Origin of the sequence: Ruminococcus sp., assembly GCF_019417665.1 — a bacterium.
Classification (GTDB): domain Bacteria; phylum Bacillota; class Clostridia; order Oscillospirales; family Ruminococcaceae; genus Ruminococcus_C.
In genome coordinates this window covers 49,503-64,632 of record NZ_DXUU01000001.1, presented here as the reverse complement: position 1 = coordinate 64,632, position 15,130 = coordinate 49,503, and the positions used below count along the sequence as shown (strand labels likewise).

Here is a 15,130-nt window from a genome sequence, read left to right as displayed (position 1 = left end):
GGTGCGTTGTTTGTATCAGGCTTTGTATCGAAAATGGCGGCCGAGGTCTTTTGATGATGTGATCTCACAGCCCCATATTACCACAGCCCTCCGGAATCAGATCCGGGAGGGCAAAACGGCACACGCCTATCTTTTCACCGGCTCTCGTGGCACGGGAAAAACCACCTGCGCCCGGATCCTTGCCAAGACAGTGAACTGCGAACATCGCACGCCGGAGGGAAATCCCTGTCTGGAATGCGATATCTGCCGGGAGGCAGAGCGTGGCGCACTCAGCGACATTGTGGAGATCGACGCTGCATCCAACAACAGCGTGGAGGATATCCGGGATCTGCGTGAGGGTACGGTCTATTTGCCGGAACGCTGCCGCTTTAAAGTGTATATCATCGACGAGGTGCATATGCTCTCGCCCAGTGCCTGGGGTGCGCTGCTGAAGGTTATGGAAGAGCCGCCGGCGTATGTCAAGTTTATTCTGGCGACCACCGAGGTGCACAAGGTGCCGGCGACTATCATTTCACGCTGCCAGCGGTATGATTTTCACCGGATCCAGAGTGCAGATATTGCGGCACGGCTGGAATATATCGCCGGACAGGAACAGCTTTCTCTGGAGCCAGAGGCGGCACAGCTCATTGCACATCTGTCTGACGGCGGTATGCGTGATGCCCTGTCTCTGTTGGATCAGTGTGCATCCGGCGGCGAAGCCATCACTGCTGCATCTGTCACTGCTGCTGCCGGCGTTGCCGGAAGAGACAGCGTTTTTTCTATTCTGGAGGCAGTCCAGGCACAGGATGCCGCAAAGGCACTGGAACTGACCGGGGCATTGTACGACCAGTCCAAGGATATGGTACGGCTCTGCGATGAACTGCTGGAACAGCTGCGGAACATGATGCTTGTGAAAGCTGGGTCGGGACAGCCTTCGCTGCTGACCTGTCTGCCGGATGAGATGCCCCGTTTGCAGCAGCTGGCACAGGCACCCTCGCTGGATACCATCCTGTCCCAGATTGCTCAACTCCAGAACTGCCGGGAACGGATGCAGCGCAATCCGGGAAAACGGGTGGAACTGGAGATGGCATTGTTACAGCTTGCAGTGCCCCATCCTGTGGTGCAGGCACAGCCTGCCCCAGTGCCTCAGCCGGTGCAGACCCCACCGCCGAAACAGACGGTGCAGCCTGCGGCAGAACCACCTCAGGAAACACCTGCGGCAGGATCTACGCCATTGCGTGCATCGGACTTCCGTCCTGTGGGAAACTGGGCGGATATTCTGGCGGAATATCAGGCGGTGAACCCGGCAGTTTCCGGCAGTCTGGCAGAATCCAGCGCCTTTGTGGCTGGAAATACCATGCTCATTGTGGCAAAAAACCGGTTTTTTTTGACGCTGCTCAAGAATAAGGAAAACGCTGTTTCCCTGCGTGAGACAGTAAAGCGGTTTCTGGGCGTGGAATATAACATTCGTGCGAAATGCAGCGAACCGGAGCAGAAGGAATCCAAGGCCCAGTCACTGATACAAAAAGCAATTGACAGCAATTTAGATACTGCTGTTGAATCATAAGGTTGGAAAAACCGCCATTTATTTTAGTTGATTTTTTTAAAGGAGCGATTTTCTCATGAGAGCAAGATTACCGAAACAGAACCAGGGCGGCGCTCAGAATATGAACGCCATGATCCGTCAGGCACAGAAGATGCAGGACGAGATCTCCGTATTGCAGGAGGACATTGAAGCACGTGACTTCACTGCAACCGCAGGCGGCGGCGCTGTCAGCGTTACCGTATCCGGCAAAAAGACCGTAAAGGCATTGGAAATCAAGCCGGAAGTCGTAGACCCGGAAGACATTGAAATGCTTCAGGATCTGATCATCAGCGCACTGAACGAGGCTGTAAACCAGGTAGAGGAGACCACCGAGGCCGAAATGAGCAAGATCACCGGCGGTGTATCTCTCCCGGGCTTGTTCTAAGGGAAGATGCCGGGATATAACGCACTTCCCCTGGAACTTCTGGCGGAGGAATTCGCAAAGCTGCCGGGTATTGGTATCAAATCTGCCCAGCGATTGGCGTACTCCATCATTTCCCGTCCCCAGGAGGAAGTGAAAGCATTTGCAGATGCACTTCTGGCGGCAAAGCGGGATATTCATTATTGCCCCTGCTGTCAGAATCTGACGGATCTGAAGTTGTGCCCCATCTGTGCAGACGGCGAACGGGATAAGACCACCGTTTGCGTGGTGGAGGGACCTAAGGATGTGTCAGCGCTGGAGCGCATCGGAGAGTACAACGGCGTGTACCATGTGCTGCACGGACTGATCTCTCCCATTGACGGGATTACACCGGACAAGCTGCGGATCCGGGAACTTCTGGCACGGCTGAACCAAGGAGAGATCCGGGAGGTCATTATGGCGACCAATCCTACAGTGGAAGGCGATGCTACTGCCATGTATCTGGCGCAGCTGCTGGAACCGTTGGGCGTCAAGGTCACACGTCTGGCATTCGGTCTGCCGGTAGGCGGTACGCTGGAATATGCCGATGAAGTAACCCTGTTCAAGGCATTGGAAAACCGTACTGCCATGTGAGTGATTATGTAAAATGAAAGAACCGTTCTGTGCTGTTGTGCAGAGCGGTTTTTTTAATAAAGTAATTTGTAAAAAACGAATTGCTGCAGGCGGCAATGAAGTTTTTTGATCCAGCAATTTTTCAAAAATGCTGGTAGGGACAAGGGGCAAAGCCCCTTGTCGCCGTCCGCAGACGGCGAAATACCCCCGGCGCATGCTTTTGCGCCACGGAGAAAAGGGGTGAGAAAAGCGACAGTTTTTCGAGGGGAAAGCGAATAAGACCGCTTTCCCCTTGTGAAGCCATCTCATCAAGTAAAACTTTGCAAACGTTCCAGTGGAATGTTTGCAACGGAACAATGAACGATAATCCATAAGGGTATTGCATGCCGTGCCCCTACAGAAAACGATTGTGGAAGTGTGGGCGAACACAGTTCGCCCCTACAATCCAGCGCCGTAGGAGATGCTGACATTCCTCATTTTCTCCCATTATACTGAAAAATAGTTGACGATTGTCAAAAAATGTGATATAATGGGAACTAATCTTATATTATTACACAATTTACCCGTCGAATTGGGAGGGGCTTATGAAAAAAATGAGATCCCGGCGGCTGCGCCGGGGAATGGCAGTGCTGCTGTCGCTGGGCTGTCTGCCGTGGATGCAATTGTCACATGTAGCTGCGGTTACGCCGGAAGAGAAAGGAATATTTGAGGGTGACCTGTCAGAAATGACCTGGAAACAGAACGGCGATCTGCTGGTGCCCTCCGGGGAGACTGCGGCGGCAGTGACGGAAGAAAACTCTACAGAACCTGACACAGCTTTGCGTCAGGCATCGTCCCTGCCCTCGTCCTATAGCTTGCTGGATGTGGACGGCGAATGCTATGTGACCTCAGTGAAAAATCAGGGCAGTACGGGACTTTGCTGGGCATATGCGGCGTTGGGTGCTTGTGAATCCAATATTATGAAGCAGGGACTGGATATCCCTGATAGCTGGAAAGACGAAAAGGGCGAATTGAATCTCTCCGAGGCGTCCCTGGGGTGGTATCCCTTTACGAATCACAGCCGGCTGGGTGACTTCACCAGCGGTGATTATATCATCATGGACGGCAAAGGCACTGGCGGCGGCAATGCTGGCATTGCCGGCTTTGCCCTTGCTGCCGGGATCGGCGTACAGCTGGATCAGAATCTCTCTATGGACACCTGGAAAAACGGTTATTCGGAATACCAGAGATATACATCCTATTATCGCATGAAAAGCTCTGATCTGCTCTGGGAAAAAACGACGGGCTATGAGAATACAGTGAAAAGCTGGCTCATGGATACTGGCGCAGTGAGCGTCTCCTTTTATTCCAAGGGCGAATTCTATGAGAACGACAGCTCCAACGCCTACTATCAGTCGGCGCATTCCTCCGATGATGCAGATCATGCAGTGCTCATTGTGGGATGGGACGACAACTATTCCCGTGCCAATTTCCATCCGGATAACCAACCCAACCGGGACGGCGCATGGCTGGTGCGGAACAGCTGGGGTGAGGACGATGCCTATGAGGGCTATTTTTGGATGTCCTATGAGGAACCATCTCTGTGTGAATTTGCTGTGTTCCATATGCAGGAAGCTTCGGAAAAGGTGACCAATTATCAATACGATGGCAGCGTTGCCTATACAGGGCTGTCGTGCGCAGCAGCGGCAAATGTATTCACTGCGGAAGCGGATGGCGTGTTGGAAGAAGTCATGTTTCCCATAGTGGCGAACAATCCCCTGAGTACATTTTATACCATTTCGGTATATGCTTTGAGCGAAGATGCCCAGTCTCCCACGGACGGCACGAAACTCTGCACCCAGTCTGGAACGGTGCGCTATGGGGGCTATAAAAATGTTTCCCTTTCGGGGAATTCTTTGCAGCTGAAAAAAGGGCAGCGTTTTTCGGTGGTACTGGAACTGAGAGGAATCTCAGACCCAACGGCGCTGTCGTATTATGCCTTTGAGTCCAATGCGCCGGAGAGCAGCGGACTGGAACGGCGATGTCAGATCCTCCAGGGGCAGAGCTATGTGCAGGACACCAGGGGAGAATGGACGGATGTGCTGGATCTCCAGCAAATGGAAAGGTCCAGCGGACAGAAGCCATATCGGAATATGGGAAATGCAGCGATCAAGGCGATCGTTCGGGAGGATACTTTGGAGACAAACCGGAATCAGCTGAATGCTGCTTTGGCATATGGCGAACCAGACGAGAACGACAACCAGCTGTATCAGACGGCGTATGCAGAAGCCCAGCAGCTGACAGAAGATGCGTCTCAGCAAGAGATCGATACTGCTGCAAAGAATCTTCTGGGTGGACTGGAGCAGGCCGGTCTGGTGGAGTATCCTCAGCTCATGTATGCCAATGAGATCTACACCCGCGGTGATGTGGACGAGGACGGAAAGGTAGACGCTGATGATGCCTACCTGACGCTGAAAACTTATGCGGCTGAGTCAGTGAAAAGATTTTCGGATCTGCGCAGTGCTCAAGTGGCGGCGGCGGATGTGGACAGTGACGGCAGCCTTACAGTACAGGATGCCTATTATATGTTGTTGTATTATGCTACGGCATCCGTAGGCGGCGATGCCCAGTGGGAGAAAATTCTGGGGTGAGTGAAGAATTTGAGAAACTTCATTATCGCCTGTGGAAAATGCGTTTTTACAATTCACTAATTATGCAGCAAAAAACGGGCAGACACCTAGCTGATGTCTGCCCGTTTTCTTTTACGGATAAAAAATCATTACTTTGTCTTGCGGCCGCAATTCTTCTTGCCAGTTGTAGTGGTCTTTGCAGTTGTAGTTGTTTTTGCAGCAGTCTTTGTTACTTCTGCCACAGTCTTTACTGCCGGCTTAGCTTCAGCCTTCGGTGCAGCAGTAGTCTTTGTCTCAGCTTTCTTCGGCGCAGCAGCCTTCTTCGGTGCCGGCAGAGTTGCCAGAATAGAACGGAATGCTGCGATCTTTTCACTATTTCCTTCCAGACTCAGCTTTGCTGTGTCAGCTTCCTTCAGCGCAGTCAGGAGCGCAGCGGAATCAGCAGTGAGAACAGCGTCGTTATCCTTGTAATCATAAGGCTCTACTGCCAGAACACCGTCATTGAGCTCTGCATAGAAGATGCCCTCGCCCTCGCCGGTCACGTTGAACTGTACAGCAATGTGCTCTGTTACCTTTGCGGCACTTGCCTGGGTCAGAGCGTTCTTTGCCTGCTGAAACATTTCTTCAAAAGTCATTTTTGTCAATCCTTTCTAACGAATGCGGCATGCTGCCGCATGGCGTTGCTGTTCGGAAACCGGATAAGAGGCAACGGTTCTCATTTTCCAGATCAGCCATGGCATTTCTGAAAATACCCGGATTTTGTATCACGTTACTCTTGTTATTATAGGCGAAAAATCACCGAATGTCAAGAGAAATAAGGATAAAACATGAAAAATAAGCAAATATATTGATAAATGGTAGAAAATTTGGATGCAAATTTGTGCAGTTTCACGATAGGGAAAGACTTGACAAGGAACAAAAAATCGGGTATACTTGTAAAGCAGATTGCTTTTACAGGCATGGAGAGGAGACGGTGAGATGGCGAAGGATCTGCGGTTTGCCATGCTGTTGGATTGCTATGGCGAATTCCTGACGCCCCACCAGTATCGGCTGACAGAACTGTACTACTGCGCCGATCTTTCTCTGAGCGAGATCGCAGAGATCGCCGGCATCACCCGCCAGGGTGTGCGTGACGGCATCAAACGGGGCGAACAGGTGCTGCTGGAAATGGAGGAAAAGCTCCAGTTTGCTGCACGCCTGAACGCACTGCGTGAGAATTTTGCGGCGATCGCAGCGTCCCTGGAAACCATTTCCGGCGCAGCCGGAGAGAACGGGGCGGTGCAGCATGCCTGTCATAATGCAATGGAGGCAGTACACCAGGGGCTGGAACTGCTCTGACCACGGGCAAAGGAGGCGGATATCATGGCATTTGAAGGACTTTCCGGGAAACTGAATCAGGTCTTTAAGAAACTGAAATCCCATGGAAAGCTGACGGAGAGCGATGTAAAAGAGGCTATGCGTGAAGTGCGTATGGCGCTGCTGGAGGCGGATGTCAGCTATAAGGTTGTCAAGGATTTTGTGAAAAAGGTCTCTGACCGTGCCGTGGGTGAAGAGGTGCTCTCCAGTCTCACACCGGCACAGCAGGTCATTAAGATCGTTAACGAAGAACTGTGTAATCTCATGGGAAATGAAAATGCCCGGATCCAGTTCCCGTCGAAGCCGCCCTGCGTCATTATGATGTGCGGCCTTCAGGGTTCCGGTAAGACCACCCATTCGGCAAAGCTGGCGAAAATGCTGAAAAAAGAGGGACATTATCCGCTGCTGGTGGCGTGCGATATCTATCGTCCTGCGGCAATTAACCAGTTACAGGTAGTTGGCGAGCGTGCCGGGGTGAAAGTCTTTGAAATGGGACAGATCGACCCCCGGATCATTGCCAAAGAGGCAATGAAATATGCCAAGGATCACGGCAATGACGTGGTGATCCTGGATACTGCGGGACGTCTGCATATCGACACAGCGCTTATGGATGAGCTGAAAGATCTCAAAGAACTGACGAATCCAAATGAGATCATGCTGGTGGTGGATGCTATGACCGGTCAGGATGCCGTCAATGTGGCAAAGGCATTTGATGATGCCCTGGGTATTGACAGTGTGCTTATGTCCAAGCTGGACTCCGACACCAGAGGCGGTGCGGCGTTGTCCGTGCTGGCTGTCACCGGTAAGCCGATCAAATATGTGGGCATGGGTGAAAAACTGGACGATTTCGAACAGTTCCATCCCCAGCGCATGGCATCCCGTATCCTGGGCATGGGCGATATGCTGACCCTCATTGAAAAAGCGGAGAGTACCATCAGCCAGAAGGATGCCGAAAAAATGGCGAAAAAGCTGGAGCAGAACAAGTTCGACATGGACGATCTGCTGGATCAGCTGCGCCAGATCCAGAAAATGGGTTCTATCCGGTCGATTATGAATATGCTGCCCGGCGTGGGCGATAAGCTGAAGGATGTAGACATTGACGAAAAACAGTTTGTCCGCATTGAAGCTATGATCACGTCCATGACAAAGGCGGAGCGTGCAAAGCCGTCCATCATCAATCCCTCCCGGAAACGCAGAATTGCTGCCGGAAGCGGCACGAAGGTAGAGGATGTGAACCGGCTTTTGAAACAGTTTGACCAGATGCAGAAGATGATGAAGCAGTTGGGCGGAAAGCCTGGCAAGGGCGGTAAGATGAACCGCCGTGCCATGAAGCGGCTGGCAGGCATGAACCTGGATCAGATGCAGAACGGCAATATTCCGGGTGTGCCTCCGGGACTGATGCCGAAGAAATAAGCAATCCCGCAGGAAACTGCTGGACATAGATGGGCGAAAAGCCTGAATAACACACGGAGGTGAAATCAAAATGGCAGTAAAGATCAGACTGAGAAGAATGGGTGCAAAGAAGGCTCCGTTCTATCGTATTGTTGTAGCAGATGAGCGTTATCCGAGAGATGGCCGCTTCATCGAGGAGATCGGTTACTATGACCCGACCAAGGAGCCGACTGTTGTTAGCCTGGACACTGATAAGGCAAAGACATGGCTGGCAAACGGCGCACAGCCGACCGATACCGTAAAGTCGATCCTGAAGAAGGAAGGCGTACTCTAATTCAGAGTTTGTCTAAGAGCCTGTTTCGTATTTTTTTCTGCGTAGATTTTTGAGTGAATTTTCGTTGATTTCAAGGCGAAAATTCGCAGGCGGGCTTCTGCCCGGCAAGAATTTTCAACGCAGAAAGCGACAAAATTCACCCAAAAGATGCGTGGGAAAAGATGCTAAACAGGCTCTAAGTGCGGGGTGTGCTGTCAATGCACGGCACAGTGATTGCTCCGCCGGTGAGCTGTGGAAAATTTGTACAGCTGACCAGTGGAGCAATGTTTTCCCGAATCCCAAGAAGGAGGAATTACAAATGCAGGAACTGCTGAAAGTTATCGTTGCCGGACTGGTAGAAGACCCGTCGGCAATTGAAGTCACAGAGGATGCACCCAATGAAGAAGGCGTGATTGTCTTTCATTTGCACGTAGCACCGGAGGATACCGGACGTGTCATCGGCAAGCAGGGACGTATCGCAAAGGCGATTCGTGTCATTATGCGTGCCGGGGCTGCAAAGAACAATCAGAAGATCGCTGTAGAGATCGATTAAACAAACGAAAACAGGCGGACGGATGCGTTCGCCTGTTGTTATATGTAGGGCATCACCGACAAAGAACGCCTGGCGGCTTTGCACGGTATTGCCGTAGAATAATGCATTGTCAACAGGAAAGGTTACAAAACATGAAACAATATCTTGAGATCGGAAAGATCGTCAATGTCCATGGGCTGCACGGTGATGTCAAAGTCGTGCCCTGGTGCGATGATCCGGAATTTTTGTGCGAATTTGACACACTCTATCTTGGAAAGGAATACAAGCCTGTGGAGGTCGCAGATGCACGGCTGCAAAAAAATAACGTGCTGCTCCATCTGAAGGGCGTGGAAACTGTGGAAGAAGCGGAAAAGCTCCGTAATCAGGTGCTCTATATGGATCGGGACGAAGTGGAGCTGGAAGAGGGCGTTTACTTTATCCAGGATCTCATTGGACTGGAGGTGCTGGATGCCGACAGCGGTGTCAGCTATGGTAAGCTGACAGATGTCCTCCAGACTGGTGCAAACGATGTCTATGAGGTCAAGGACGAAACGGGAAAGACTGTGCTGATCCCGGCGATCCCGGACGTGGTGCTGGAAACGGATGTGACATCTGGCGTCATGCGGATCCGTCCTTTGGAGGGCTTGTTCGATGCGGATTGATGTAGCGACTCTGTTCCCGGAAATGTGCGAGGCAGTGCTTTCGGAGAGCATCCTGGGCAGGGCCAGAAAAAATGACTGCCTGTCTATCCAGTGCTGGAATATCCGTGACTACACTCTGGACAAGCACCGCCGGGTGGATGATGTGCCCTATGGCGGCGGCAGAGGCATGGTCATGCAGGCGGATCCCATCTACCGCTGCTATGAGGCTGTCTGCGCACATATGGGCACGAAACCGCATAGAATTTATATGTCACCGAAGGGTGCTGTGCTCACCCAGCAGCGTGCCCTGGAATTGTCGGCAATGCCGCATATTTTTCTCCTTTGTGGGCATTATGAAGGTGTAGATCAGCGCATTCTGGATGAGATCATTGACGAAGAAATTTCTATTGGAGACTACGTGCTCACCGGCGGCGAGCTGCCGGCAATGGTGCTTATTGATACCGTGGCACGGATGCTGCCGGGAGTTTTGCCGGAATCCCTTTGCTTCGAGGATGAGAGCCACTTCGGAGGACTGTTGGAATATCCTCAGTACACTCGTCCGGCTGTCTGGCACGACAAAGAAGTGCCGCCGGTACTTTTGACAGGGCATCACAAAAACATTGCAAATTGGCGTTTTGCACAAAGCCTGGAGGTGACAAAGGCACAGCGCCCGGATCTGTACACTCGCTATTTGGACAAAAAGTAGCAGATCTTTTTGTCGAATTTGAATAAAATATGGTAGGGCGGTAATTTACGCATTTTTTTATTTGACGTTGTTGTCATGTTTCACAAACTTTGAGAAAAAAAGGGAGACTGGTTAAGTCAACACGTAGAAAATTCCGAAAAATAGGAGATTTGTTGCAAAAAGTACGTTGACGTTATCGGAAAAAACCTGTATAATGAAAGTATGGTAGAAATAAAACCAATGTATGTTGTGAGAGATCACATCATTACTAGAGATGGGAGAGTTTTATTATGTATGTAAAAGAAGTAACGGTACAGAATCAGGTTGGACTGCATGCAAGACCGGCTACATTTTTCATTCAGCGTGCCAATGAATTCAAGGCTTCGATTTGGATCGAAAAGGAAGAGCGCCGTGTGAATGCAAAGAGCTTGCTGGGCATCCTGTCCCTGGGCATCGTTGGCGGCACAGACATCAAGATCATTGCTGACGGCTCTGACGAACAGATTGCAGTAAATTCTCTGGTGGAACTGGTAGAGAGCGGATTCAGCGATTAAGCTGCGGCTGACACAAAAATAAACCTCACGGTACAGGCATAGTCCTGCCGTGAGGTTTTTTGTTAACTTGTGGACTCCCCGGAATTGGCTTGCTTGATTTTTGATTATGGTTTTTGGCGGTCTCTTTGAAAATGTCCCACTGGGACGTTTTCAAAATTTCACGTATTGAGGAGGTTTTACAAGGAGGGACGGTCTTGTTCGCCCCTCCTCGAAAAGCTGTCGCTTTTCTCACCACCCTCTCCGTGGCGCAAAAAAATGCGCCGGGGTGTTTCGCCGTCTGCGGACGGCGGCCAGGGCTTCTCGCCTTGGACCTCGCCAGCATTTTTGAAAAATTGCTGGATCAAAAAAATTCATTGCCAGGCTGCTTTTTTGAAAATGGGTAAGGAACATGTCTTGTCTTAACTGCCGCACAGTCCATATCGTACCATATTTTCACAGAAAATGGCATAACCGCAGGTGGGGTCGTCCACAAACACATGTGTCACAGCACCTATCAGCATTCCATTCTGGATAATGGGACTGCCGCTCATGCCCTGGACAATGCCGCCGGTACGTTCCAGCAGTTCCGGATCTGTCACACGAATGGTCATATTTTTCGTGCTGTCCGTGCCGCTGTAGTCGATCTCCTCCAGTACTACGTCATATGCCTTCGGCGTATCGCCGAAGGCGGTGCAGAGGATCTGGGCTTCTCCTGTCTGTATCTCCTGTTTGAAAGCCATGGGAATGGCTTCTTCTTCAGAAGGATTCTTATACAGCGTGCCGAATACGCCGCAGCGGTTATTGCACAACAGCTCGCCTATGGGTGCTTCGTCCTTGAAGCTGCCCTGGAGCATCCCGGGACTCCCGGAAGTGCCCCGGATGACCTGGGATATGGCAGCCGCTACTGCATCACCAGAACCAAGCGGCAGAATGTCCCCGGTATCTGTATCGCAGATGGGATGCCCCAGACCTCCGAAACTGCCGGTTTCGGGGGCGTAAAAGGTAATTGTGCCAATGCCGGCACTGCTGTCACGCACCCACACGCCGGCCTCATAGCGGCTGTCGTCCACGGCGAATGCCGGATCGAGGGAACAGGTGCGGGTTTCTTCTCCCCGGACATATGTCACAGTGACTGTATCACCCTTGGAATCGGCAATGGCATTTTGCAGGGATTCGTTAGAATCCACTGCTTGTCCATCCACTTCCTGGATGAGGTCACCAGTCTGAAGTCCTGCCTCCTGTGCCGGGCAGCGGTCACCAGAGGTCGTTTCCACACTGTCCATGCCCACTACCATAGCACCCTCCATGCGCAGCTTGATACCGAATGCCTGACCGCAGGGGACGAGCATGGGACGGTCGATCTCCTGCATTTCCACGTCCTTGATGGGGACGATGCCGAACAGCTGCAATGAGGCGGTTTCTGTGTTGGAGGCGCTGTCTGCGGCAGCTTGTACAGCTGCATGGTCTGAAGGAGCAGCGGAGACATGCAGCATCGTGTCTACTTGCAGCGTTCCGTCTGTGGGAATATAATAGCTGTCCGGCAGCTGCCAGGCGTAGTAGGCAGCTGCACCATATATCGAAAGAAGTACGGCAGCCCCGACAGCTGCCGTTCGTCGAATCCATTGTATCATGAAAAATCCCTGCTTTCTTGTGAGATGATCGAATGCGTGAAAACGTGAGAATCATTGTTTTGCAGCGGATTGGATGATTTGAAACGGCGGGGGCTTGCGCCCGTCGTGTATCCGTCCCTATAAAGGAATGCACAATATGCAAGAAACAAAAATTCACACATGATCCGCATCGGGATCTGCAATTATATTGCGCTGTCTGCCGGGGATTTATCAGCGTAAAAGCAAGGAAGTCATACCTGCAAAGCAGCGGAAGAAATACTGGCCCAGACCGGTGAATGCGCCGGAATTCGGCATAATGGGAAAGGAATATAGAACATATGAAACAACGTGAGGAAACAAAAACGGGAATGCAAACCGCCGTACAATATCGCCGCCGGCGTATTCAGAAGATCATTTGTATTTTTTTGCGCATTCTGCTCATTTTTTCCGGCATTGTCTGCTGCTGGGTGGTGGATCTGGGCTGTGCCCTGGGCTGGATCCGCAGCGCCAAAGCCGGAGAAAATTGGCCGTTGGATTTTGTGGGCTATGGACAGATGATGATCGCAGCGTCGGTTTTTTTGACTGTGGGTGCAGTGCTTGTCCTGGTACACCGCCGCCGCTGGATGAACTGGGCTGGCATCGGTGTGGGTACTGTGGGCATTTTTCTGTGTATGATCGCACTGTACCGTGTTTCATCCTATGCGGCGGACAGCGGATTTTACAGCAAGATCATGGATATGTCTGCGGATGCGCTTTATCGCATGGAAATTCTCCCCACCCTTGTGGTATACGGCAGCCTTGCAGCACTGGCGCTTGTCCAGTTTTTTTCTGTGGATGCCAGAATGCGGCGAACCCGTCAAAAACACCAGGAATCCCAAAAAGCGCCCTCTGTGCTGGAAGATTCCTATAAAAAATAGAGAAAGTATTTTTATTTGGGAGGAATTTACTTAGATTTTACAAAAATTTCTGTATATTTTCTGTGAAATGCTGTTTTTCGACAGAATTTCAGCTTGCAAATCCCCCATGGAATGTGGTAAAATTATATGGTAGAACAAAAAAACAGGAGGTAACAAAATGGACAACAAAAAAATAAGAGTCCTGATTGGAGATGACAGTGCAGAGTACGGCATAGCCTGTGCCAATGCACTGCGGTCTCAGGGTCTTTATGTCGTGACACGGCGTAGAGACGGAAAGGTGATTCTGGATGCCATCCGGAATGATAAACCCGATGTTGTCGTGATGGATGCCATTCTGCCGAACATGGACGCCATAGAGATCCTTGAGAAATCTCAGACGTTAGAGCAGGCACCGGCATTTATCATCACATCCGCTTATGAAAATGAATTTATTGAACGTCAGGTCATGGAAAAGGGCGCAGCATATTTCATGCTCAAACCTTTTGATATTTCAGTTCTTGGAAACCGGATCGTGGGTCTTATGTCCAAGACAATACTGCCGGCAAAGTGTACAGATTGCGAGGACCTGGAGGTTGTGGTTACCGATATGATCCACCAGCTGGGCGTGCCGGCGCACATTAAAGGCTATCACTACCTGCGTGCTGCGATTCTGGCATCCATCAAGGATCAGGCGCTGTTGGAGAGTGTGACAAAAATGCTCTATCCCACTGTGGCAAAGCAGTTTGATACCACCTCTTCTCGTGTGGAGCGTGCCATCCGTCACGCCATTGAGATCGCATGGGATCGGGGTGATTTGGATACCATAAACTCCTTCTTTGGTTATACTGTGAACAACTGCAAGGGAAAGCCGACCAATTCTGAGTTTATCGCATTGCTGACAGACAAGCTTCGCCTTCAGTACGGCAGAAATGGCGAACAGCGCCGGGGTTGAGCGTTCAAAAACGAAAACGGATCTTTTTCATTGGCATAAAGATCAGCACTTCTGCATAGACTGAAGAATAACAGAGACAAAACCAATGAACAGAATGTGTGCCGGTACAATGCTTGTCAGAAGGTTTGTGCACTTTTTACACTTTTTTCATGCAGTCAAAAGATTTTTATGGTAAAATAGACTATGGCAGAGCGGTGGAGAATGCCATACGAATATTTTATGCGAAAGGAATTGATTTTATGACTGATGGAAACAAGTTTTTTAAAAAGATGGATCTCAGCGACCTGGAATGCAATCCTTTTACCATGATCGGAAAAGACTGGTATCTGCTGACTTCCGGAACGCCGGAGGCTTATAACACCATGACTGCATCCTGGGGTGCTATGGGCGAGATCTGGGGTACACCTTCGTTTCACTGCGTCGTGCGCACAAATCGTCATACATTAGAGTACCTGGATCAGAACGAGCTGTTCACAGTTACGTTTTTTGATTCGGGATATAAGCCGGCGCTGCAATTCTGCGGTTCGCATTCCGGTCGGGACTGTGATAAGGCAAAGGAAACCGGATTACAGCCCGTTCTCCTGGACGGAACGACGACGTTTGCACAGGCACGCCGGGTACTGATCTGCCGGAAAGTGTATACAGCGATGCTTCAGAAGGATGGCTTTGTGAAGCCGGAAACTTATGAGCGGTGGTATAGCTCTGACCCGATGCACCGGGAATTTGTGGGCGAAGTGATCGCTTATTATGAGCGTATACACTGAGTAAGAGAATATGCGTAAAAAAGGCTTTCGCCCGGACGGCGGAGGTCTTTTTTGTGCTGCAAAGCTTTTTCAGCCACGAAATATATTTTCAGTCACATCTGTCTGTGGGATTGTCATAAGCTTTCCGGGAAGCAGAAAAAGACTATTTTTTGCGAAAAATTTTTTCAGGCCATTTTGTGAAAAGCAGGTGATTTTTTTATGCAAACTGCTGGAAAACCACGCATTTTCGCCGATTTCAGCAGTTTTCACAAACTTCTCAAATAAGGGGCTTTTTTTTTCACAAACTTGACAACTTCACCGGAAATTGTTA

18 protein-coding genes are annotated in these 15,130 nt (G+C 50.6%); 16 read left to right on the top strand and 2 right to left on the bottom strand.

All coding sequences use genetic code 11. The features are described from left to right. Nucleotide 1: 1 nt before the first annotated feature. The 4 genes from dnaX to QZ375_RS00245 all read left to right on the top strand — a co-directional run bounded on the left by dnaX (nucleotide 2) and on the right by QZ375_RS00245 (nucleotide 5,167). On the top strand, nucleotides 2-1,546 hold the full coding sequence (gene dnaX / locus QZ375_RS00260) for a DNA polymerase III subunit gamma/tau (protein ID WP_295213946.1): 1,545 nt from the start codon (nucleotides 2-4) through the stop codon (nucleotides 1,544-1,546). A 55-nt stretch (nucleotides 1,547-1,601) separates the two neighbouring features. After that, a complete protein-coding gene (locus tag QZ375_RS00255) occupies nucleotides 1,602-1,949 on the top strand; it encodes a YbaB/EbfC family nucleoid-associated protein (RefSeq protein ID WP_295213945.1) in 348 nt (115 codons plus the stop codon). 6 nt (nucleotides 1,950-1,955) lie between these two features. After that, the gene (gene recR / locus QZ375_RS00250) at nucleotides 1,956-2,558 is read left to right on the top strand and encodes a recombination mediator RecR (protein ID WP_295213944.1); all 603 of its coding nucleotides are present in this window, start codon (nucleotides 1,956-1,958) and stop codon (nucleotides 2,556-2,558) included. 563 nt (nucleotides 2,559-3,121) lie between these two features. Beyond that, nucleotides 3,122-5,167, top strand: a complete 2,046-nt coding sequence (locus QZ375_RS00245) for a C1 family peptidase (RefSeq protein ID WP_295213942.1) — start codon at nucleotides 3,122-3,124, stop codon at nucleotides 5,165-5,167. A 128-nt stretch (nucleotides 5,168-5,295) separates the two neighbouring features. On the opposite strand, the gene QZ375_RS00240 is transcribed toward QZ375_RS00245, so the two are convergent. Beyond that, nucleotides 5,296-5,781, bottom strand: coding sequence for an SCP2 sterol-binding domain-containing protein (locus QZ375_RS00240; RefSeq protein WP_295213941.1), 486 nt, complete (start codon nucleotides 5,779-5,781; stop codon nucleotides 5,296-5,298). Nucleotides 5,782-6,124: 343 nt separating this feature from the next. On the opposite strand from QZ375_RS00240, the gene QZ375_RS00235 reads away from it, so the two are divergent. The 8 genes from QZ375_RS00235 to QZ375_RS00200 all read left to right on the top strand — a co-directional run bounded on the left by QZ375_RS00235 (nucleotide 6,125) and on the right by QZ375_RS00200 (nucleotide 11,002). Beyond that, nucleotides 6,125-6,484, top strand: coding sequence for a hypothetical protein (locus QZ375_RS00235; RefSeq protein ID WP_295213939.1), 360 nt, complete (start codon nucleotides 6,125-6,127; stop codon nucleotides 6,482-6,484). Nucleotides 6,485-6,508: 24 nt separating this feature from the next. Beyond that, nucleotides 6,509-7,915 carry a signal recognition particle protein gene (gene ffh, locus QZ375_RS00230; RefSeq protein ID WP_295213938.1) on the top strand — a complete coding sequence of 469 codons (1,407 nt, stop codon included), beginning with the start codon at nucleotides 6,509-6,511 and terminating at the stop codon, nucleotides 7,913-7,915. A gap of 70 nt (nucleotides 7,916-7,985) precedes the next feature. Then, a complete protein-coding gene (gene rpsP / locus QZ375_RS00225; RefSeq protein WP_295213937.1) occupies nucleotides 7,986-8,228 on the top strand; it encodes a 30S ribosomal protein S16 in 243 nt (80 codons plus the stop codon). Between the two features lie 298 nt (nucleotides 8,229-8,526). Beyond that, entirely contained in the window at nucleotides 8,527-8,760 is a 234-nt protein-coding gene (locus QZ375_RS00220) for a KH domain-containing protein (protein WP_295213936.1), read from the top strand. A gap of 131 nt (nucleotides 8,761-8,891) precedes the next feature. Then, nucleotides 8,892-9,401, top strand: coding sequence for a ribosome maturation factor RimM (rimM, locus tag QZ375_RS00215; protein WP_295213934.1), 510 nt, complete (start codon nucleotides 8,892-8,894; stop codon nucleotides 9,399-9,401). Continuing rightward, nucleotides 9,391-10,086 (top strand): tRNA (guanosine(37)-N1)-methyltransferase TrmD, encoded by a 696-nt coding sequence (gene trmD, locus QZ375_RS00210; RefSeq protein ID WP_295213933.1) that lies wholly within the window; start codon nucleotides 9,391-9,393, stop codon nucleotides 10,084-10,086. The genes rimM and trmD overlap by 11 nt, the downstream gene beginning before the upstream one ends. Nucleotides 10,087-10,355: 269 nt before the next feature. Then, complete coding sequence (locus QZ375_RS00205; RefSeq protein WP_295213931.1) at nucleotides 10,356-10,619, top strand: HPr family phosphocarrier protein; 264 nt, start codon at nucleotides 10,356-10,358, stop codon at nucleotides 10,617-10,619. 131 nt (nucleotides 10,620-10,750) lie between these two features. Then, a complete protein-coding gene (locus QZ375_RS00200) occupies nucleotides 10,751-11,002 on the top strand; it encodes a hypothetical protein (RefSeq protein WP_295213929.1) in 252 nt (83 codons plus the stop codon). A 15-nt stretch (nucleotides 11,003-11,017) separates the two neighbouring features. Here QZ375_RS00200 and spoIVB read toward each other — a convergent pair whose 3' ends face one another. Continuing rightward, nucleotides 11,018-12,229 (bottom strand): SpoIVB peptidase, encoded by a 1,212-nt coding sequence (spoIVB, locus tag QZ375_RS00195; protein WP_295213928.1) that lies wholly within the window; start codon nucleotides 12,227-12,229, stop codon nucleotides 11,018-11,020. Between the two features lie 317 nt (nucleotides 12,230-12,546). Here spoIVB and QZ375_RS00190 point away from each other — a divergent pair, with 317 nt between their 5' ends. From QZ375_RS00190 to QZ375_RS00175, 4 genes are all read left to right on the top strand, one after another. Continuing rightward, on the top strand, nucleotides 12,547-13,125 hold the full coding sequence (locus tag QZ375_RS00190) for a hypothetical protein (protein WP_295213926.1): 579 nt from the start codon (nucleotides 12,547-12,549) through the stop codon (nucleotides 13,123-13,125). A gap of 157 nt (nucleotides 13,126-13,282) precedes the next feature. After that, on the top strand, nucleotides 13,283-14,056 hold the full coding sequence (gene spo0A, locus QZ375_RS00185; protein ID WP_295213925.1) for a sporulation transcription factor Spo0A: 774 nt from the start codon (nucleotides 13,283-13,285) through the stop codon (nucleotides 14,054-14,056). A 239-nt stretch (nucleotides 14,057-14,295) separates the two neighbouring features. Then, complete coding sequence (locus QZ375_RS00180) at nucleotides 14,296-14,820, top strand: flavin reductase (RefSeq protein WP_295213923.1); 525 nt, start codon at nucleotides 14,296-14,298, stop codon at nucleotides 14,818-14,820. A gap of 10 nt (nucleotides 14,821-14,830) precedes the next feature. Further along, nucleotides 14,831-15,109, top strand: a complete 279-nt coding sequence (locus tag QZ375_RS00175; protein ID WP_295213921.1) for a hypothetical protein — start codon at nucleotides 14,831-14,833, stop codon at nucleotides 15,107-15,109. Nucleotides 15,110-15,130: the final 21 nt, after the last annotated feature.

Bases quoted from the DNA above. Each gene is read 5' to 3' on its own strand.
- recR (WP_295213944.1), top strand. From the start codon at position 1,956: ATGCCGGGATATAACGCACTTCCCCTGGAACTTCTGGCGGAGGAATTC.
- QZ375_RS00175 (WP_295213921.1), top strand. From the start codon at position 14,831: ATGCGTAAAAAAGGCTTTCGCCCGGACGGCGGAGGTCTTTTTTGTGCT.
- rpsP (WP_295213937.1), top strand. From the start codon at position 7,986: ATGGCAGTAAAGATCAGACTGAGAAGAATGGGTGCAAAGAAGGCTCCG.
- QZ375_RS00245 (WP_295213942.1), top strand. From the start codon at position 3,122: ATGAAAAAAATGAGATCCCGGCGGCTGCGCCGGGGAATGGCAGTGCTG.
- QZ375_RS00235 (WP_295213939.1), top strand. From the start codon at position 6,125: ATGGCGAAGGATCTGCGGTTTGCCATGCTGTTGGATTGCTATGGCGAA.
- QZ375_RS00255 (WP_295213945.1), top strand. From the start codon at position 1,602: ATGAGAGCAAGATTACCGAAACAGAACCAGGGCGGCGCTCAGAATATG.
- QZ375_RS00180 (WP_295213923.1), top strand. From the start codon at position 14,296: ATGACTGATGGAAACAAGTTTTTTAAAAAGATGGATCTCAGCGACCTG.
- QZ375_RS00190 (WP_295213926.1), top strand. From the start codon at position 12,547: ATGAAACAACGTGAGGAAACAAAAACGGGAATGCAAACCGCCGTACAA.
- trmD (WP_295213933.1), top strand. From the start codon at position 9,391: ATGCGGATTGATGTAGCGACTCTGTTCCCGGAAATGTGCGAGGCAGTG.
- ffh (WP_295213938.1), top strand. From the start codon at position 6,509: ATGGCATTTGAAGGACTTTCCGGGAAACTGAATCAGGTCTTTAAGAAA.
- QZ375_RS00220 (WP_295213936.1), top strand. From the start codon at position 8,527: ATGCAGGAACTGCTGAAAGTTATCGTTGCCGGACTGGTAGAAGACCCG.
- rimM (WP_295213934.1), top strand. From the start codon at position 8,892: ATGAAACAATATCTTGAGATCGGAAAGATCGTCAATGTCCATGGGCTG.
- spoIVB (WP_295213928.1), bottom strand. From the start codon at position 12,229: ATGATACAATGGATTCGACGAACGGCAGCTGTCGGGGCTGCCGTACTT.
- QZ375_RS00240 (WP_295213941.1), bottom strand. From the start codon at position 5,781: ATGACTTTTGAAGAAATGTTTCAGCAGGCAAAGAACGCTCTGACCCAG.
- QZ375_RS00205 (WP_295213931.1), top strand. From the start codon at position 10,356: ATGTATGTAAAAGAAGTAACGGTACAGAATCAGGTTGGACTGCATGCA.
- QZ375_RS00200 (WP_295213929.1), top strand. From the start codon at position 10,751: ATGTCCCACTGGGACGTTTTCAAAATTTCACGTATTGAGGAGGTTTTA.
- spo0A (WP_295213925.1), top strand. From the start codon at position 13,283: ATGGACAACAAAAAAATAAGAGTCCTGATTGGAGATGACAGTGCAGAG.